At 51.2% G+C, this 18934-nt stretch carries 15 protein-coding genes; 6 read left to right on the forward strand and 9 right to left on the reverse strand.

The genetic code is table 11. The annotated features are described in order from the left end of the window. Nucleotides 1-26 precede the first annotated feature (26 nt). Nucleotides 27-932, reverse strand: a complete 906-nt coding sequence (gene rimK, locus V0288_RS03545; RefSeq protein ID WP_332863645.1) for a 30S ribosomal protein S6--L-glutamate ligase — start codon at nucleotides 930-932, stop codon at nucleotides 27-29. A 17-nt stretch (nucleotides 933-949) separates the two neighbouring features. Here rimK and V0288_RS03550 point away from each other — a divergent pair, with 17 nt between their 5' ends. Both V0288_RS03550 and V0288_RS03555 read left to right on the forward strand, forming a co-directional pair. Continuing rightward, nucleotides 950-1105: a hypothetical protein gene (locus V0288_RS03550; protein ID WP_332863646.1), complete on the forward strand. Its 156-nt coding sequence runs from the start codon at nucleotides 950-952 to the stop codon at nucleotides 1103-1105. Between the two features lie 507 nt (nucleotides 1106-1612). Then, a complete protein-coding gene (locus V0288_RS03555; RefSeq protein WP_332863647.1) occupies nucleotides 1613-3778 on the forward strand; it encodes a molybdopterin oxidoreductase family protein in 2166 nt (721 codons plus the stop codon). Between the two features lie 332 nt (nucleotides 3779-4110). Here the strand turns inward: V0288_RS03555 and V0288_RS03560 are convergent, their stop codons facing one another. Further along, on the reverse strand, nucleotides 4111-4518 hold the full coding sequence (locus V0288_RS03560) for a hypothetical protein (RefSeq protein ID WP_332863648.1): 408 nt from the start codon (nucleotides 4516-4518) through the stop codon (nucleotides 4111-4113). Nucleotides 4519-4681: 163 nt separating this feature from the next. Here V0288_RS03560 and V0288_RS03565 point away from each other — a divergent pair, with 163 nt between their 5' ends. Then, nucleotides 4682-6373 (forward strand): DnaJ domain-containing protein, encoded by a 1692-nt coding sequence (locus V0288_RS03565; RefSeq protein ID WP_332863649.1) that lies wholly within the window; start codon nucleotides 4682-4684, stop codon nucleotides 6371-6373. Nucleotides 6374-6416: 43 nt separating this feature from the next. Here the strand turns inward: V0288_RS03565 and V0288_RS03570 are convergent, their stop codons facing one another. The 7 genes from V0288_RS03570 to V0288_RS03600 form a co-directional block, all read right to left on the reverse strand. Continuing rightward, entirely contained in the window at nucleotides 6417-6644 is a 228-nt protein-coding gene (locus tag V0288_RS03570; protein ID WP_332863650.1) for a type II toxin-antitoxin system HicB family antitoxin, read from the reverse strand. Between the two features lie 32 nt (nucleotides 6645-6676). Then, complete coding sequence (locus V0288_RS03575; RefSeq protein WP_332863651.1) at nucleotides 6677-7186, reverse strand: hypothetical protein; 510 nt, start codon at nucleotides 7184-7186, stop codon at nucleotides 6677-6679. A gap of 8 nt (nucleotides 7187-7194) precedes the next feature. Next, entirely contained in the window at nucleotides 7195-7737 is a 543-nt protein-coding gene (locus tag V0288_RS03580; RefSeq protein ID WP_332863652.1) for a hypothetical protein, read from the reverse strand. Nucleotides 7738-7797: 60 nt separating this feature from the next. Continuing rightward, nucleotides 7798-11784, reverse strand: coding sequence for a magnesium chelatase subunit H (locus V0288_RS03585; protein WP_332863653.1), 3987 nt, complete (start codon nucleotides 11782-11784; stop codon nucleotides 7798-7800). 450 nt (nucleotides 11785-12234) lie between these two features. After that, the gene (locus V0288_RS03590; RefSeq protein ID WP_332863654.1) at nucleotides 12235-13545 is read right to left on the reverse strand and encodes a serine/threonine-protein kinase; all 1311 of its coding nucleotides are present in this window, start codon (nucleotides 13543-13545) and stop codon (nucleotides 12235-12237) included. 4 nt (nucleotides 13546-13549) lie between these two features. Further along, nucleotides 13550-14401, reverse strand: coding sequence for a M28 family metallopeptidase (locus V0288_RS03595; RefSeq protein ID WP_332863655.1), 852 nt, complete (start codon nucleotides 14399-14401; stop codon nucleotides 13550-13552). Between the two features lie 8 nt (nucleotides 14402-14409). Continuing rightward, nucleotides 14410-16053 carry an alpha-keto acid decarboxylase family protein gene (locus tag V0288_RS03600; RefSeq protein ID WP_332863656.1) on the reverse strand — a complete coding sequence of 548 codons (1644 nt, stop codon included), beginning with the start codon at nucleotides 16051-16053 and terminating at the stop codon, nucleotides 14410-14412. Between the two features lie 105 nt (nucleotides 16054-16158). Here V0288_RS03600 and V0288_RS03605 point away from each other — a divergent pair, with 105 nt between their 5' ends. From V0288_RS03605 to dndD, 3 genes are read left to right on the forward strand one after another with little or no spacing between them, the layout of a single operon-like run. Continuing rightward, nucleotides 16159-16455, forward strand: coding sequence for a hypothetical protein (locus tag V0288_RS03605; RefSeq protein WP_332863657.1), 297 nt, complete (start codon nucleotides 16159-16161; stop codon nucleotides 16453-16455). Further along, nucleotides 16452-16853 carry a type II toxin-antitoxin system VapC family toxin gene (locus V0288_RS03610; protein ID WP_332863658.1) on the forward strand — a complete coding sequence of 134 codons (402 nt, stop codon included), beginning with the start codon at nucleotides 16452-16454 and terminating at the stop codon, nucleotides 16851-16853. Before V0288_RS03605 ends, V0288_RS03610 begins: the two co-directional genes overlap by 4 nt. Nucleotides 16854-16880: 27 nt before the next feature. Further along, nucleotides 16881-18890, forward strand: a complete 2010-nt coding sequence (dndD, locus tag V0288_RS03615) for a DNA sulfur modification protein DndD (protein ID WP_332863659.1) — start codon at nucleotides 16881-16883, stop codon at nucleotides 18888-18890. The last annotated feature ends 44 nt before the right edge of the window (nucleotides 18891-18934 follow it).

Raw genomic sequence — 18934 nt, forward strand, 5'->3', positions numbered from 1 at the left:
AAAACGGGCAATTCCCTTCCTAAATCTTAATCCCACGATCGATCGCCCGGAGCGCCGGAACCGGCATTTCCGGCCACGAAATCGATAATGTTTCCCGCCACATCGACCCCGGTGGTCGCCTCGATGCCTTCCAATCCGGGGGAGGAATTGACCTCGATCGCCACCGGCCCGCGCTTCGATCGCAGTAAATCCACGCCCGCCACCCGTAAACCCATCGCGTTCGCCGCCCGAACCGCGATATCGCCTTCTTCCGGGGATAAGGTCACTTTCTCCGCCCTGCCGCCGCGATGCAGGTTCGATCGGAAATCCCCGTCCACCCCCCGCCGTTTCATCGCCGCCACCACCTTCCCATCGACGACCAAACAGCGGAGATCCTCCCCCGCCGCCTCCTCGATAAACTCCTGTACCAGAATATTCGCGTCTAACAGCCGGAAAGCCTCGATCGCCGATCGGGCCGCGGGATGGGTTTCCGCCAACACCACGCCGATCCCCCGCGATCCCTCTAAAAATTTAATCACCAGGGGCGCGCCGCCCACCGTCTCGATCAATCCGTCGCTATCCTCGATCGCGTGGGCGAATCCCGTCACCGGTAAACCGATCCCCTCGCGCGCGAGGATCTGGAGACAGCATAATTTATCGCGCGAGCGGGAGATCGATCGGGAGTCGTTCGCGGTAAACACCCCCATCATCTCGAACTGTCGCACTACCGCCGTCCCGTACAACGTCCTCGACGGGGCGATCCGGGGGATCACCGCGTCGAAACTCTCTAGATTTTTCCCGTTGTAGAGAATGGTGGCTTCCCGCGAGGCGATATTCAGGTAACAGCGCAGGTAATTGATCACCCGGATCTCGTGTCCCCGCCGTTCTCCCGCCTCCTGTAGTCGCTTCGTCGAGAAAATAGAAGCGTCTTGAGACAATATCGCGATTTTCATAGAGTTTTACTTAAATCTTGTCTTTCCGAAGCGAGGGGGCGAGTCGATCGCCGATCGGGTTTCCGTCCGAACGCGCCATAAATATAGATCTCTTGGGAAATTCAAAAATTGTCGTGTGGTTAGGGAGTCAGGAGTCAGGAGTCAGGAGGAAGAATAAAGAATACTATAGCTAAAAATTTCAAAAAATACCTATTTATCTTGTATAATTCCAGCTTTTGAAGTTTTTAGTCCCTCAAAAACGAATTGTGCAAGAGGTCTAATCTCGTTCTCGTATAGCGGGGCATAGATCATTTTGCCATACTCCCGTCATCCCTCTTTTCGGAAAATTCCCCGGAGGATGGGAAAGCGACAATCCATGCAATTTTCGCAGGAAAAGTTGCCGAAACAGCAACACCCGAAATAAATCGTATCAATCGCTACATTATAAACCCGAAAATCTCCCGACCATCTACATAAGACCGACAAAAAAACGATCGAACTCCCAACAAAAATAATTCGATGTCAACAAAACCGTTCAAAATCCCGACTTTATCCCGATCGATAAAATCATTCCTTTAATTATTCGAGAAAGAGGCGATTTTTCTTTCTTCTCTCCTGCCTCCTGCCTCCTGCCTCCTGCCTCCTGACTCCTGACTCCTGACCTACACGAGAAATTTTCTATTCCGCGAGAGACCCGATCTATGACAGACCCCGTGAGAACGCAGTGTCCCTATTGTGGTGTGGGTTGTGGGTTAACCGTTACCGCGAGTCCGAACCGACTCGGAAACCCCGCGCCGAAAGTCACCGGCGATCGATCCCATCCCTCCAGTCAGGGTATGATCTGCGTCAAGGGGGCGACCGTCGCCGAATCGATCGACACCAATCGATTAAAAACGCCGATGATCCGCGAATCCCTCGACGGGAATTTCCGTCCCTGTAGCTGGGAGGAAGCGTTCGATCGGATCGTCCAAGAAATCCGTACCCTGATCGAGAAAAACGAAACCGATAGCATCTGTCTCTACGGTTCCGGGCAATTCCAGACCGAAGATTACTACATCGCCCAAAAACTCATCAAAGGCTGTCTGGGAACCAACAACTTCGACGCGAACTCCCGTCTCTGTATGTCCACCGCGGTCGCCGCGTACCTACAGAGTTTCGGTTCCGACGGCCCGCCCTGCTGTTACGAAGATCTCGAACTCACCGACCTCGCCTTTCTAATCGGGACGAATACCGCCGAATGTCACCCGATTATCTTCAACCGTCTCCATAAATACCTCAAACGTACCCCGAACGCTAAACTTATCGTTGTCGATCCCCGCGCTACCAAAACCGCCGAAGCCGCCGATCTTCACCTCGCCATCCACCCCGGAACCGATATCGATCTCCTCAATGGCATCGCTTATTTATTGCAACTTTGGGGGAAATTAGACAGGGATTTTATCGACAACCATACCCGCGATTTCTCCCGCTACGAGGAAGTTATCCGGCATTACCCCCCCGAAGTCGTCACCCGAAAATGCGGGATCAATAGCGAAGATCTCGAAAAAGCCGCGCGCTACTGGGCCGAATCGAACCGGGTTCTATCCCTGTGGTCGATGGGCATCAATCAATCCAGCGAGGGAACCGCCAAAGCCCGCACCATCATTAACCTACACCTAATGACCGGCAATATCGGCAAACCGGGGGCCGGCCCCTTCTCCCTCACCGGACAACCGAACGCGATGGGCGGCCGGGAAGCTGGCGGACTCTGCCACCTGTTACCCGGCTATCGTTCCGTGAAAAATCCCGATCATCGCGCCGAGGTCGAGGCCGCGTGGGGTTTACCTCCCGGAAGAATTTCCCCCGTCCCCGGTCGCGACGCGTGGAGTATGATCACTGGGTTGGAAACGGGCGAGGTAAAATTTCTCTGGATTGCGGCGACGAATCCCGCGGTCAGTATGCCGGATCTCGAACGTACCAAGGCCGCCCTCCGGAAATCTCCCTTCACCGTTTACCAGGACGCGTACTATCCCACGGAAACCAGCGCCTACGCCCATTTACTCCTTCCCGCCGCGCAGTGGGGCGAGAAAACGGGAACGATGACCAATTCCGAGCGGATGGTGACGTTAACCACCGCTTTCCGTCCGCCGGTGGGTCAGGCGCGCGCGGATTGGGAAATTTTCGCCGAGGTCGGCCGCCGTCTGGGATTCCCGGAAATGTTCGATTTCGCCGATCCCGCGGCGGTACATCGGGAATTTGTCGGCCTCACCCGCGGCCGTCCCTGCGATATGTCGGGGATGGGTCACGATCGCCTCGCGAAAGAACCTTTACAATGGCCCTATCCGGAGGGTAACGAGGATAAATCCACCGATAAACGCCTGTATACCGATAAAAAATTTTATACGCCCGACGGGAAAGCCGTATTCGCCGCCTATCACTCGCGGGGATTAGCGGAACCGCCCGACGGGGATTATCCCCTGGTACTGACGATCGGGCGCTTGTACGGTCACTGGCACACGCGAACCAGGACAGCACATATCGAGAAAATTGTCAAGATGCACCCGAAACCGTTTATCGAGATCCACCCGCGGGACGCGGCGAAATTCGGTATCGAGGACGGGCAAACGGTGGAAGTTAGTTCCCGTCGGGGTTTCGCTTATTTTCCCGCGCGGGTGACGATGGCGATCGCCCCCGGTTGTGTCTTCGTGCCGATGCACTGGGGCGCGCTGTGGGAGGACAACGCGGAGGCCAACAATCTCACCCATTCCGCCGCGTGTCCGATCTCCCTGGAACCGGAGTTAAAAGCCTGCGCGGTGACGTTGGTTCCGGTTAGCCTGAAATCCTCGCGTTTTCTGGTGGAATCCGGTCAATTGACTTCTACTCGCTAGAAATGGGGAATTCGATCGGATTTTTCCAATCTCGGAAGATTTACCGAAGACATCGGGTAAAAGTCTCCCGATTGGCGGGGAAAAGTTTTTAGAGGGAGTCCAAGACAATACTTCTCGGATAAGCGTCGTTTACCCTCCCCCCCGCAACCCCTAGGTTCGATCCCCCCTAGCCCCCCTTTTTAAGGGGGGAACCGGAGCGAAAGCCCCCCTTAAAAAGGGGGGTTGGGGGGATCTTTTCGCTAACCGAGAAGTATTGGAGTCCAAGATCCCGGACAAAACCCGCCTCCTGCCTCCTGCCTCCTCTGACGGTAGGGCGATCGCCCTCGGACGAACTAATCGGAATTCCCGCTTTTAGAACCGAAGTAAAAGCCGATGGCTGTACCGATCAAACCGGTTTGCGCGGTCCAAATCAACGCGATCAAGTCTTTGACTAAAGAGATAGTTTTTTCAAATTGCTCCGCTTTTTCCCGATCGATAATATCCAGAATGAAACTCGACACGGTAAGAACAGCGATCGCGCTAAAACTAGCGATTAGAGTCGTCCACAAAAGTCTAATTAAAGAGGTAGCTATTGGTGGGCGAGTGTTGTCTTTTTTATCCGCGATGGTTTTCTCGGAGGGAATATCCGGGGAAGTCGGATCTGGTTGAATGGGAAGCTCTCTCCGCTCGGGTATATCTTCCCGTGACTCATGGTTAAGTTCTGGGTTTTCAGGATTTGTAAGCATCGCTCCAATATCCAATAATTGAGATGTTTATTTCAAAATTTGTTCTAGAAATCTATATAATTAATTTCAGTATATCATCTTTCGTATAAAATGAGCGAGATCGCGTAAAATCGTGTAAGATAAAACTTTTTAAGATTTTTAATCTAATCCTCGGGAAGTCGATCGAGTTTCAAAAACCATGTCTAACGATTCTGGCGTTGTATTTCCCGTCGTTGGCGGGATGACGGGGGCGGGAATTTCCGCGAATCTGGGCGGTATCGGATTGGTGGGCGCTTTCGGGGGCGCGAGTGTGGGGATTGTCGGACTTACGGGCATCGGGATCGTCACGGGATCGGCGGTTTACGGTGCGCTGAAAGGATTACAGGAGGACGATCCCGCGGTTTGGTTGGCTTGCGGGACGGGTGGACTGGGAGGAATCGGAATTTGGGCGAATTTGGGGGGGATCGGCGTGGGAGTGAAGGGAATCGCCCTCGGTTTCGGCGCGGGTTCGATGGCGATCGCCGGCGGGATCGCGGGTTTGGGCGCTTACGGTTTTTATAAAATACTCGCGCGTTCCTCTCCCGAAAACCGACTCTATGAAAATCTGGAGTTTTTCGATCGAATTACCCGAGAGTACCAGGAGGAATTATTCTGGCGGGAGTTAGCTGGGGAAGAAAGGAGTATCGAAGAGGAGTTCGCCACTTTACAGGAGGAAATCGCGACGGCGGCGGAAAATCGCGAAGATTCTACAGAGATCGCGATGACAAATAAATTATCCTGGCAATGTTGGAATTTTCTCAAAGGACATAACGCGTCGGTGAATGCCGTGGCGATCGATCCGGACGGGGAGACGATCGCGACCACGGGGGACGATCGATCGATTAAACTCTGGAATGTGAGAACGGGGAAACGCGTGTATAGTTTCGCTGGGATTTCTGAAGAAATTCGGGCGATCGCGATTAGTTCCGACGGGAAAAGTATCGTCGCCGGCGGGTTCGATCGAAGGATTAGTTATTGGAGTTTAGAAAGTAAGAAATACACGAGCGTTTTTTTCGCTCGATCGAGTTCTCCCCATAGTCACGATAGTGTGATTTCGGCTTTCGCGTTTAGTCCCGACGGGAGATTTATCGTCAGCGCGAGCGCGGATAAAACCCTACGGGTGTGGGGAAAGTACACGGGAGAGTTAAAACGAATTCTCAACGGACATCTCGACTCGATAAATACCGTGGCGATTAGTCCCGATAGTCAGATTATTGCCAGTGGTAGCGAGGATAAAACGATTCGATTATGGACATTCGATAATAGTTATCGCCATCGGGTTTTCGAGGGGCATCTCGCGGGAGTTACCGCAGTAGTTTTTACGAGGGACGGGAAATATCTTATCAGCGCAGATCGGGATCGATCGATTCATATCCGCGATAGTAACACGAGAGAGTGTATTAAAAGTTGGATCGGACACGATCGGGGGATTTTGGGTTTAGCGATTCACCCCGCAAAAGATCTGCTCGCCAGCGCGTGCGATCGAGAGATTAAACTCTGGAATTTGCGATCGGGAGAATCGATCAAAACGCTCTTAGGAACCGCTCCAATAGTCTTTAGTCGGGATGGTCGATTTTTAGTCTCTGGTAGTTACGGGAACACGGTAAAAATCTGGTGTGAAATGGTCGATACTTCGGAAGAAATTTTCCTAGATTCCTTCCTAGATTCCGAGGATTGGTGGGATATTTTAGGAGTTTCTAAAAATGCCACACCGCCGGAGGTAAAGCGCATCTATCGAACCCTAGCCCGTCAATATCACCCCGATGTAAACCCCTCGAAAAAAGCGATTATAATCATGCAAAAAATTAATCGAGCCTACGAAAACTTTCTGCGATACATATCGCTACAATAATGAACGCTTTATCAGCGAATAAAATTTCAATCATCTTGTTTGATTATCTTTTTGAAGGTAATGGAATATCCTTCTTTCCGCTATGATAAACCGTCTCTATCCATAATTCTCTAGCCTCTTCAATATTCGCGATCACCTCTTCTAAAGTTTCACCCTGACTAATACAGCCCAGTAAATCTGGAATTAACGCCGTGTATCCTCCCTCTTGTTCGGGATGAATCTCGATCGAATACTTTAGGGATAAAAAGTATTCTAATGGGGGTCGTTCCATCGATCTTCATCCTCATTGTTTCGTTCCTAAGTCTAAATAGGTCTAACCGAGTCGCCAATTTGAGGATTTTCAAAAGGTAACGTTTCGGATAATTCCCGTAGAAGTAATTTATTTAACAATTCACGATCGATTAATTCAGCGATCGGCTTTTTATCTTCCTCGCGATTCGAGCCTAGAACAATTTTTTGCATATATTTTGCCAAGGGGGGCGCAGTAGGGGTCGATTGTTCATCAATCAATAACTCCAACAATCTAGATTTTCTATTATTGGTTTTATCTGATTGTAAAATCGATATCTTTTCTTGAACAAAAGTAATGGTTCCCGTTCCTCTAACCAATTCGAGATAGCCTAAAGATTCACCGGTCTGAGGGTCTGTAATTTCCTCTTCGCTCGTATTGTAAACTAACATTCTTTGCCCTTCCGCGATCCCATTGCTCTCGCCTCTATTGATCACTAAGCGATAATCATCGATCACCTTGACAACCTGGGCGGGAAAGGTGCCTTTAGGAGATAAAAGAGGTTTCTCTGTTACATTTTCCATATTTTCCTCTAAGGTGGACTATGTTTTCTAAGAACGCCCGGTCTAACTCTGGTTTCTTGAATAACCTTTACATCATTACTCGCCAATCGATCGAGAATTGCTTGATAGGTTATCTGAGGTTTGTCGATAACCGCTTGTATCCTACCGTCATTCGGATTAATATATTCAACAAAACCTTCTCCTATTAATCTTTCAAATCCATCCTCGTCGGTATAGTAAAAAGAAATCAGTAGTTCGATAGAAAATGAATTAGATGACTCAAGAAGACATACAATATTGTTATTGCCATCCTTTTGAACGCGTAGAATGTTAGGAATTACGCTTTGTTTAACTTTTTGATATTCTTCAAATGCCGTTCGTAACGCTCTAATTAAGGTGGCGATCGCTAACACGGCTACCGTGATTATAACAAACACCACAACGAGAGGAATCGGCGTTTGTCCAGCGTAAGCCCACGCGAGAATACTAGCGACAAAACCCAGTAATCCAAGCCATAATGTTTGAATTACCGAAAAACTAGACCAGATTAACCCCCAGAAATTATTTTTCATCTTTTTTAAAAACTCAAGAGACCGGTGATTAGCCAGTCTCTCAAGTTTTCTGTTCCTATTCTACTCGATCCCTTCGATGCGGTCTTCCACTTCCTGGTACAACTCCTGTAGACGGTCTAAGTTCTCTTGACTCGTCTCCCAGTAGCCGCGTCCGTTGACTTCGAGAAGCGTTCCCACCATCTTGCGGAACGAGTTGGGATTGAGGTTCATCAGACGTTTACACATTTCCTCGTCTTGAATGAAGGTCGTGTTCACGTCCTCGTACACCCAGTTATCCACCGCGTCGGCCGTGGCCGACCAACCCATCGTATTCACCAGACGCTTCGATAACTCCCGTACTCCCTCGTAGCCGTGGCTTAACATTCCCTCGTACCATTTCGGGTTGAGTAATTTGGTACGGGCATCGAGGCGAACCGTTTCCGATAGCGTCCGGACTTGGGCGTTAGCGGTCGTGGTGTCGGCGATGTAGGCCGCGGGTTTCTTGCCGTCCGTCCGTAAACTCGCTACTACTTTCGTCGGGTCGGAGTCGAAGTAGTGGGAAACGTCGGTGAGGCTGATTTCCGAAGAATCGAGGTTCTGGAAAGTAGCCTCGGCGGTTTTCAGGGACGCTTCAAATAACTGGCGATTCTCAGCCATCATGCCGGGGTTATCGGAGTCGAACGCGAACCCTTTCCGGTTGAGGTACATATCCTGTAACTCTTTTTCCTCTTCCCAACTGCTGTTCTCGACGGCGAGGTTGATATTCGAGGAGTAGGAACCGCTGGCGTTGGAGAAGACGCGGGTGGCGGCCTGACGGACGGTTAAGCCCATTTCTCGCGCCTGTTCGATGGCGTGTTTGCGGACGAAGTTCATCTCTACGGGTTCATCGGCCTCGGCGGCCATTTTCACCGCTTGATCCAGCAGGTTCATCTGGTTTATGAAGAGGTCGCGGAATACGCCGGAACAGTTTACCACCACGTCGATGCGGGGTCGTCCCAATTCTTCGAGGGGGATCATTTCCAGTTTATTCACCCGTCCTAGCGCGTCGGGTACGGGTTTGACTCCCACCATCCACATGATCTGCGCGAGGGATTCGCCGTAGGTTTTGATGTTGTCGGTTCCCCAGAGGACGCAGGCGATCGTCTCGGGGTAATTTCCGCCATTATCGAGTTTTTGACGCTCGATCAGTCGATCGACCACGATTTTGGCCGATTTTACCGCCGCGAGGGTCGGGATCGACTGGGGATCGAGGGCGTGGATGTTTTTACCGGTGGGGAGTACGCCGGGGTTACGGATCGGGTCGCCACCAGGGCCGGGCAGGACGTACTCGCCTTCGAGGGCTTTCAGTAACGCGCCCAGTTCGTTATCCGCGCAAACCTGTTCGAGACAGAATTCTAGGTACTCGAAAAGGGGTTTCAACGCGTCCTGATCGACTTTGGTATAGCCGGATTGATGCAGGGAATCGATCCAGGGGGCTTTTTTGCCGATATTGAAGAAGTTGAGTTTGGAAATCATCGAAACCCGTCCTTCCGCGTCGATCTGCGCCCGGACTAACGCGCCGACGGCTTCGCGGGTGGCGAGGGTGATGTTTTGGAGTAACTCCACATCTTCTAACACGCCCCGATCGCTATTCCGGTACACTTCCTCGATATCCCGGCCGACGCTGTTGGCGATAATTCGGGGGAGAGAGAGTAAATCGTCTTCCTCGCGGTCGAGACTGGCAATATTGACGAGGGTGGCGATCGCTTCTTCCGCCGACGGGGGTTTGCCGATAACGTGTAAGCCGCAGGGAAGCAGGCGCGATTCGATCTCCATCAGTTTCCGGTAAACGGAACCGACGATTTTATCGCGTTCATCCTGGCTTAAACCGGAGGTATCGCCATCGGGAAGCGCGATATCTTTGTCCAGGTTAACCAGACGGCATTTATCGACGATCGTGTTGACGATCTGTACGCCGCGGCCGCTATCTTTCAGGGTTTGGTAGGAACCGATCAACTCGCTCAGTTCCTTTAACCCTTTATATAGCCCCGCGTTTTCCGCCGGGGGGGTGAGGTAGGAGATCGTTTCCGCGTAACTGCGGCGTTTGGCGATCGTCGCCTCGCTGGGGTTATTGGCGGCGTAGTAGTACAGGTTCGGGATCATGCCGATCAGGTTGTCGGGATAGCATTCCCCGGACATTCCCATCTGTTTACCCGGCATGAATTCTAGCGATCCGTGGGTTCCGAAGTGGAGGACGGCATCGGCTTTCCACACCTGGTTTAAATAGGTGTAGTACGCGGCGAAACCGTGGTGGGGACTGGCCGATCGGGAGAAGAGCAAGCGCATGGGGTCGCCCTCGTACCCGAAGGTGGGTTGTATCCCGATGAAGACGTTTCCGAAGGATTTCCCGTAGATTAAAAGGTTCTGTCCGTCGCTGTTTAAATGTCCCGGCGGCGGCCCCCAGTTTTCCTCTAAACGGGTGGAATAGGGCGTTAAACGCTCGTATTCTTCCACCGACATCCGATAGGCGATATTTAACTCGGGGCTGTGATACTGGGCCTGCGCGTCGTGGATGACGGCTTCCATGAGTTCTTTCGGGGTTTCGGGGAGGTCTTCCACCTCGTAGCCGTTGCCCTGTAAGGCTTTCATGACCTCGTGGATCGAGCCGAACACGTCGAGATAGGCGGCGGTTCCCACGTTGCCCTTGTCGGGGGGGAAACTGAAAACGGTGATGGCGACTTTTTTATTTAATTTCGGTTTTTTTCTTAAATTCGCCCATTTTAAGGCGCGTTGGGCGATCGCTTCCACGCGATCCTGGAGGGCGATCGCTTTCCCGGTCGCGCCGTCCCGTCCGGAGAGGATAATCGGTTCGATCGCCCCGTCGAGTTCGGGAATAGCGATCTGTAGCGCGACCTGGATCGGGTGCAGGCCGAGATCGCTTTCCTCCCATTCCTTGGTGGTTTGGAAAACGAGGGGAAGCGCGCACATATAGGGACGGTTGAGGCGTTTGAGGGCTTCGATCGCTTTCGGGTGATCCTGCCGCGCGGGGCCGCCGACGAGGGCGAATCCGGTTAGAGATACCACGGTATCGACGATCGGGACGGCTTCCACGCCTTTAATACTTTTATCCTGGAAATACGCGTCCACCGGTTTGGAGAAATCCAATCCGCCGGCGAACACGGGAATCACCCGAGCGCCCATCGCCTCGAATTCCTGCACGAGAGCGACATAGTGCGCGTCATCGCCGGTAACGAGGTGGGTTCTCTGTAAAATCAAACCCACGCAGGGCGCGAGGGGATCTTTGATGTCTTCGGGGATATCGGCGCGGCTGTTGTACCACGCGAAGTATTCTTTGGTATCCTCGAACATTTTCATCGATAACGGATGCCAGATGCCCATATCGGGATAAACGACGGGTTCTTTGTACACCACGCTGTCGTTTTTGTCGCCGAAGACGTATTTATCGGAGAGCATCAGCAGGAAGTTCTCTAGATTCTCCGAGGAACCGCCGAGCCAGTATTGAAAACTGAGCATGAAGTTCCGCGCGTCCTGGGCTTTTTCGATCGGCAGGAACTTCAGCACCTGGGGCAGGGTTCGCAGGAGTTTGAGCATCGCGTCCTGGAATCCCGCGCCGGAATTTTCCTTGCGCTTTTTCATGAACTGGGCGATCGCGCTCTTCGATTGTCCCAATTGCGCCATCGAGAAACTGCCCAGTTTGTTAAGGCGCATCACCTGCGGCATCGAGGGGAAGACGATCGCCGCGTCCAGTCGATCCCGATGGGGTTGCACCGCGGCGACGACTTTATCGGCGAGATCTTCGATAAAAATGAGCGAGGCGATGAAAATATTGGCCTCCGCCACGTCTTCCTGAAAATTGCGGTAGTTTTCGGGATCGCGGAGTTCCTCGATGAGATAGCCGCTGATCTCGATCGCCAGTTTCGGATTGTTGGCGTTGATCGCTTTTACGGCGGTACTCAGCGCGCTCTGGTACTGGGGTTCTAGCACGACATAGACCACCTTCACGAGCGATCGCCCATTCACCGAGTCCGGAACTATATGGCGGATGGTGGACTTGACGTGAGTGAACATATATTGCGTTTCTCCTTAAAATTGCTGGGTCTGTTATCGGTTTTTAAGTCCCGATCTCGACGTTGAACGAGTCAAGGCCGGTATGAATATCCCTTTTGTTTTGTATCAGAAAACGTTACCCGAATGAGCGTTCGCTCGTCGATCTGACACAATTCGATAAATATCTTGCAATCTCTTGTAACAAATGTTAAGAGATTGATTTAGCGATCGCTCAGGTATTTGTTTATAAAAATTAATATAAAAATATATTTATATATTGCCAAAAATATGATATATGGACTTGAGTTGTAGATCGATCGAGCGGAATCGACCTCTGTCCGAATTCATTTTCGGCGATCGCGAGGCTCGAACGTCAGGCTTTTCAGAATATAAATAGCTTTTTTATGGGGAATTTAGATAATTTACGCTTTATAGTTCGTTCCAGCTTCTAGAGCCGCGATATCTCTCGTTTTACAGGAGGCGGGAACTCGTGGAAAGCGGGGTGACGCTATCGGAACCCGATCGAAACAGGGAGCATTCACTAGCGATCCCGATCTCGACACTGGTTTCCGCGTTGGCTAACCGGTAGCCCCGATCGAGACAGGCAACGGAATCGGGGACGAGATCGAGGGGCAATCGGGTGACTCGGAAGGGTTTTATAGCGATGAGTACGGCGTGGCGATCGGGTTCGCGCTGGATGCCGAAGAGTCGATCGGGAAGGTCGGGATGGAGGGTTAGGTTGTGTAGGATGAAGGGGAACGTTACCCCGCGATAGAGATGTCCCCGACGGTTGACGATCGCTAGACGGGTGAAACGATTCGATCGGAAAACGGCTATGCCGTAGCGTCGATCGAGCGGGAAAATCTCGTTAGGGGCGAATTTTTCCGCGACTTTCCGCCATCTTTCATCCTCGTGGGTATCGATCGATTGTTCCCGCTCGATTTTCCCGGTACAGATAACGTGAGGGTGGTTAGAAAAACGGGATTTTTCGGGTAAATCCGCCATCGCTTCCAGTAAAGCTTGCCGCATTTCCCCCGCGGTCTCGAAACGCCGCTGGGGCAGTTTCCGAAGGGAGATCTCGACGATCGATCGCAGGGATTCGGGAATGGTGTCGGGGATCGTCACCGCTTTACTTAAATGCGCGCTCATCAACTCACCGGGTAAACCCGAAAACGGACGCTTTCCGGTGATCAACTCGAAAAGAATAATTCCCACGGCGTAAATATCCGAAGCGGGCGAGTATCTGCCGTAAAATCGCTCCGGGGCCATATACGCGGGCGATCCGGTATAGCCACCGCTCTGCCGTCGGTTTTCCGCTTCCGACATCAAGCGGGAGATCCCGAAATCGGAAACTTTCGCGCTACAGCCCTTCGCGGAGAAGTTCAGGAGAATATTTTCCGGTTTAATATCACAATGGACGATCCCCCGATCGTGCGCGTGAGCGAGCGCGTCTAGGGTCTCGACGATAAACTGGAGTCCCTGCCGTAGATCGGCGATCCCTCCCGATTCCAGGAGATCCCGCAAGGTTCCCCCGTTACAGTAGTCGAGAACGAGATAACGGCTCGATTTATGGTGTTCAAACCCTTGAAAAGAGACGATATTCGGGTGCTGTAAAGTGACGAGATAGGTGATCTCGCGCAAGAATTTGTTCGTCGGGTAACGCGAGAGTTCGAGATCTTTGAGCGCTACTAGAATGCCCCTCGATCGATCGATCCCGCAGAATACCCGTCCGAATTGACCTTGACCTACTTGCCCGAGAAGACGGTATCGAGAGTGGTGCATAGTTTTAGGGGAGCGATCGAATTCCCGAACATAAGCCCTGACAAACTCCCGCGAGAAAATCAAGGTCTAACGTGTCGATCGTGTCTCTAACACTATGATAGTGCGGATTTCGCATATTTGCCGTATCCGTGACCATTATCGCCCGATAGCCGCGACTCCAGAACGGAGAATGGTCACTGCGTCGGGCATCGGGGACGAGGTAGCCTTGGAGGGGAACGGGCAAAAACTCGCATTTTCCGTTATTTTCCAGCATTTTTCGATGGAGATGGCGGAGATCGCCCCACGTTCGCGGGGTTCCGATCAGCGCGATAAAATCACCCGTCGAGGGATAGAAATACTTGAGGAAAGCGGGATATTTCTGAGAATCGGGAGTTTTATCACAGTAACCGAGCATTTCTAGGGAAAGCATCAGTCTTAAATCCTGTTTCCGTTGTTTTAATTCTCTCGCGTAAGCGCTACTGCCCGAGAGTCCGTATTCTTCCAGATCGAAGGCGACCAGACGGATCGGGTAATTGGCACTTTCTCGGCTGAAATATCGTCCTAGTTCCAATAAAACCGCCAAAGCGGAGCCATTATCGTCCGCTCCCGGCGATCCGGGGACGGTATCGTAATGAGCGCCGATGAGGATCGGGGGTTTCTCGGCAAGTTCCCCGGACGCGGGAAGATCGAGAATTAGATTCTCGAACTGTTTACCTTTGAACTCGAAAAAATGGCTCGTTACTTCTCCGTATTGTTGGAATTCTTGGCGTAAATATTCCCGGACATAAAAGTGTCCCCCGGAGGAGAAAAAGGGATTTCTCTCCCGGACGATCTGTTCGAGGTGACGGGTTAATCGATCGAGCGGTGATTCAGCCATATTCGAGATTAAGAACGAGGGGAGCGTAAAGCCTGACCGAGACGGATTAACCCTTTCGAGCAGTCAAAGCGATCGAGATGGATTTCGAGTAAAGAAACCCGATCGAGATTGCCGATCGCCGTGTCGAGAGCCTTCTCTAATTCTCCCTCGGTTCGTACCTCGCGACTCCAGGTATTTTCACCGAACACCGCGGGCAGTTGATGGTATTTCCACGGTTGCAGGTCGTTGTATATATTATCTTTAATCACCCGCTCGATCGTGTAGCCATCGTTGTTAATCAGGAAAATAATCGGGTTCAGTTGATGACGGATAATCGTCGAGAGTTCTACCGCGGTCATTTGAAACGCGCCATCGCCCACGAAAACGATCGGGCGGGTATTCGGCGAGGCTTTTCCCACTCCTAAACAAGCGGGTATCGAATAGCCGATCGATAGGTAAAACGCCTGGCCGATAAAATCCGTTTCCTCGGGCATCAACAGATCGATCGTGGCGACGATCGAATCCCCGGTATCGGAAATGACGAAGAATTCCCCGGCGATAAAATGATTCATCCGCTCGTAAAAACGGGCGTTGGTTAACGGGCGATCGGGAACGGGTTGATATTCTAGGGTTTTCAGATAGGAAGCCGGTTGAATATCTAGGGCGCTCTCCGGTTTATGGCTCAATCGATCGATCAGACCGTCGATAAAACTCCCGAGAAAGATCGGTTTGTAGAAATGATGTTTGATTTTGACCTGATCGGAGTTAGCATTAATTAACTTATTCGGATCTAATTTAGCGGTGAATATCCCTAAATTCATGTCGGACATAATCGCGCCCAAACAGAGTACCCGATCGGCCGTTTCCACCCGTCGCGTCACGTATTCCCGACCGATCGCGCCCACGTAAGTCCCGATAAATCGCGGGTGCATTTCCGAAATACAGGACTTGCCGAGGAGGGTCGTGGCGATCGGGTAGCCGGTGACATCGAGCAATTTTAAGAGCTTATCTTGCAAGTGAAAGCGATCGAATTCGACTCCCGCTAGAATGACCGGTTTTTCGGAATTTTCTAATAGCGTGACGGCTTCCTCTACCGCTTCGGTTAACGCGTCGCGATCGGTCAGGTTAACCGGATCGTACAGCCTAATCCCGATCGGGGTACAGGGTTGATTGACGAGATCGCGGGGGATCTCGATGTAGACGGGGCGTTTATAGTAGAGACAGGCGGCGATGGTTCGAGCGATCTGATGCGGTGCTTGTTCCGCGTCGGTGAGGATAACCGCGGCCACGGTCGCTTTTTCCAGGATCGAGTATTGCAGGTTATAGTCGCCGGTGGTGTGGTGTAATAGGAGATGGTTCCGTCGCGCCGAGCGATCGAACGCGCCACTGATAACCACCAGCGGGACTCTCTCCGCGTAAGCGCCGACGACCGCGTTGACGAGGCTGAATCCTCCCACCCCGTAGGTCACGCAAACCGCACCCAACCCTTTTACCCGCGCGTAGGCATCGGCCGCGTATCCGGCGTTGAGTTCGTTACAGGTGCAGACCAATTCGATCGAACTATCGACGAACACATCCATTAAGTCGAGAACGTAATCTCCAGGCACTCCAAAGATGTGATCGACTCCGAATTCTTTGAGACAATGGACTAAATATTCACCTACGGTTATCATGGCGTTTTACCTCCGTTTTCGGGAAAGACGCTCATAACGATCCTAACAATTTTTTTTGCCGGAGCGCTAGGATTAAACGGTCTAGATTCTGTAGAACGAGGGAAAATGAGCCGGATTCTGACCTTACAAGTGAGCGATCGGGTCTATCGCGCCTTACAACAAAAAGCGGAGACCACCGGGATCTCGATCGTTGAATTAGCCGTGAATTTTTTGGAAGAGCGAGCCGATAACGGGAGCGATCGGGACAATCGATCGGAAACGGAAAAAGAAGCGGCTAGAAAACGCTTCCGTTCCCATATCGGCGCGATAAAGGGTTATCCACCTGGATCGGATAATGAAAGTATTGACGCGGGTTTAGCGCGCGAGTACGCCAACGATCACGAGGAGATAGAAAATCCGTGATACTTCTCGATACTTCCGGTCTACTCTGCTATGTCCATGAAAACGAACCCCAACATCGAGAAGCGGTTCAAATTTTGGACAATACGGGTCGGAGTTTGACGCGTAGTTATGTTTTATCGGAGTTTGTCGCTCTCGCTCAAGCGCGACATTATCCCCGCTTCCACTCGTTGAATTTTATTATCGCTCTACTAGAAAATCCCGATATCGATACCGTTTGGGTCGATGAATCATTGCATCGAGAGGCGATGGATCTATTACTCGCGAGACCGGATAAAACCTATTCGCTATGTGACGCGGTGAGTTTCGTGCTAATGCGTCAACGGGGGCTCGATGAAGCGTTGACTACCGATCGCCATTTCGAGCGAGAGGGATTTCGGCGTTTACTTTTTCCCGTATAATTAAAATTCTCTTCAGATTGAATCGTAATGATTTTCACCGAATTAATCCTCCAGAATTTCGGACCCTACGCGGGTAGCCACAAGATCGATCTCCGTCCGGGAACGGGAGAAAATGCCGCTCCGATCATCCTTTTCGGTGGGATGAACGGGGGAGGGAAAACCACGTTAATGGACGCGATTCGTCTGGCTTTATACGGGCAACGCGCGCGCTGTTCCACGCGCGGGAATTTCAGTTACGCTGAATTCCTCACCCAAGCGGTTAATAATCAAACATCGCCTATCGATTCGACGAGAATCGAACTCGCTTTCGAGCGGATCGTTGACGATCGCTGGCAACAATACCGCATCGTTCGTTATTGGACGAGAAATCCCAAGGATGGGAAAGATACGCTAGGAATTCTGGTAGAGGATTGGCCGGACACTTCTCTAGCGAGTACGTGGGATGAATATATCGAAACGATTTTACCGCAGGGAATTTCTAATCTCTTTTTATTCGACGGCGAACAGGTAAAAGAGTTAGCGGAACAGGATAACCCTCCGCCGGGAGTGGTCGAGGCGATTCAGTCTTTATTAGGATTGGAACTCGCGGAAAGATTACTGATCGATCTCGATATTCTCGCGGGTCGAAAACGGAAAGTTCTCGCCAAGGAAAATCAGTTAGAAAATCTGGAAGCGATCGAGAAAAGATTACAGCGGTATACCGCGGATTTGGAAGCGATGCGAGGGGAGATGGAAACCCTCCAAAAAGAAAAAGAAATCGCTAGAGAGAATTACGAGGTAGCGTCCGATCGATTTCGAGTGGAGGGAGGAAAGATCGCCTCGGAAAGAAGCGAGTTAGAGAAACGAAAAAAGGGAATCGAAGGCTCGATCGACGGGCAGAGAGAGTCTTTACAAAAGCTGGCGAGCGAGATGTTACCGTTAGTGGCGATCGTCCCCCTTCTCGAAGAAGCGAGAGTTCAAGGAGAGCGAGAATTACAAGCGGTTTCGACGAAAGTATCCCGCTCGGTTTTAGAACAGAGAGATCGAAAATTATTGGCATATTTACCGAATATATCTTTGACAGAAGAACAGATTCGTGAAATAGAAAAATTTCTATTTCAAGAGAATCAATCACTCGTGGAGGAAATGAACTCGCTCGCCGGAGGCGCGCCCTTGGCGACCGAGAGTTACTATCTCGACATGAACGAGGAAACGCTCAAACAATTAACCGCGGTACTCGAACACCATCTCCCCGCGCAAATCACCCTTTTGAATCAAATTCTCGAACGATTAAAAGGTTTAGAGAACGATCTGGATAATCTCGATCGGGAGTTAGCCGTGGCCGCGTCCCCGGAAGAGTACGAGGAGTTAAATAAAAATCTACAGAGCGCGCGAAAAACGTTTCTCGATCGGGAAGCGGCTTACGAACAGGGAAGAAAGAAATACGAGGAGATCAAGAAATCGATCGAGAAGACGAAAAAGGAACTAGCCACCTACAGCGAAAAGGCTCTAGAGTATCATGACGATGAACATATCGTGAGATCGATCGTCAAAGCGCAAGACACCTTACGACTGTTTAAAGAACGTTTAACTTTGAAAAAATTGACGAAATTAGAGGGAGAAGTGACCGAATGTTTTCGCTATCTCCTGCACAAATCCGATCTCGTCCATCGCGTGGCGATCGAGACGCGTAACTTTAGCCTTTCCCTTTACGGGCCGGACGGTCAGAGCGTGCCGAAACATCGTCTCTCCGCGGGAGAAAAACAACTCCTCTCGATCGCTTTTTTGTGGGGATTGGCGCGGGTATCGGGACGGGATTTACCGATAGCGATCGATACCCCGTTAGGGCGCTTGGATTCGTCCCACCGTCAGAATTTAGTCGAGCGTTATTTTCCCTCCGCTTCCCATCAGGTGATCCTTCTCTCCACCGATACCGAGATCGGCCAAAACGAGTTAAACTTATTGAAAGAACAGGGAGCGATCGCCAGAGAATATTTATTGCAATACGATTCGAGTAAACGTCAGACCACCGTACACCCCGATCGCTATTTCTGGTAAAGGCTCGAACTATTGTCGATCGATAATGATTTTCTCGCTCGTTT

It is taken from the genome of Pannus brasiliensis CCIBt3594 (genome assembly GCF_036688125.1).
Taxonomy (GTDB): Bacteria; Cyanobacteriota; Cyanobacteriia; order Cyanobacteriales; family Microcystaceae; genus Pannus; species Pannus brasiliensis.

Bases quoted from the DNA above. Each gene is read 5' to 3' on its own strand.
- rimK (WP_332863645.1), bottom strand. From the start codon at position 932: ATGAAAATCGCGATATTGTCTCAAGACGCTTCTATTTTCTCGACGAAG.
- V0288_RS03555 (WP_332863647.1), top strand. From the start codon at position 1,613: ATGACAGACCCCGTGAGAACGCAGTGTCCCTATTGTGGTGTGGGTTGT.
- V0288_RS03565 (WP_332863649.1), top strand. From the start codon at position 4,682: ATGTCTAACGATTCTGGCGTTGTATTTCCCGTCGTTGGCGGGATGACG.
- V0288_RS03570 (WP_332863650.1), bottom strand. From the start codon at position 6,644: ATGGAACGACCCCCATTAGAATACTTTTTATCCCTAAAGTATTCGATC.
- V0288_RS03575 (WP_332863651.1), bottom strand. From the start codon at position 7,186: ATGGAAAATGTAACAGAGAAACCTCTTTTATCTCCTAAAGGCACCTTT.
- V0288_RS03580 (WP_332863652.1), bottom strand. From the start codon at position 7,737: ATGAAAAATAATTTCTGGGGGTTAATCTGGTCTAGTTTTTCGGTAATT.
- V0288_RS03585 (WP_332863653.1), bottom strand. From the start codon at position 11,784: ATGTTCACTCACGTCAAGTCCACCATCCGCCATATAGTTCCGGACTCG.
- V0288_RS03590 (WP_332863654.1), bottom strand. From the start codon at position 13,545: ATGCACCACTCTCGATACCGTCTTCTCGGGCAAGTAGGTCAAGGTCAA.
- V0288_RS03595 (WP_332863655.1), bottom strand. From the start codon at position 14,401: ATGGCTGAATCACCGCTCGATCGATTAACCCGTCACCTCGAACAGATC.
- V0288_RS03600 (WP_332863656.1), bottom strand. From the start codon at position 16,053: ATGATAACCGTAGGTGAATATTTAGTCCATTGTCTCAAAGAATTCGGA.
- V0288_RS03605 (WP_332863657.1), top strand. From the start codon at position 16,159: ATGAGCCGGATTCTGACCTTACAAGTGAGCGATCGGGTCTATCGCGCC.
- dndD (WP_332863659.1), top strand. From the start codon at position 16,881: ATGATTTTCACCGAATTAATCCTCCAGAATTTCGGACCCTACGCGGGT.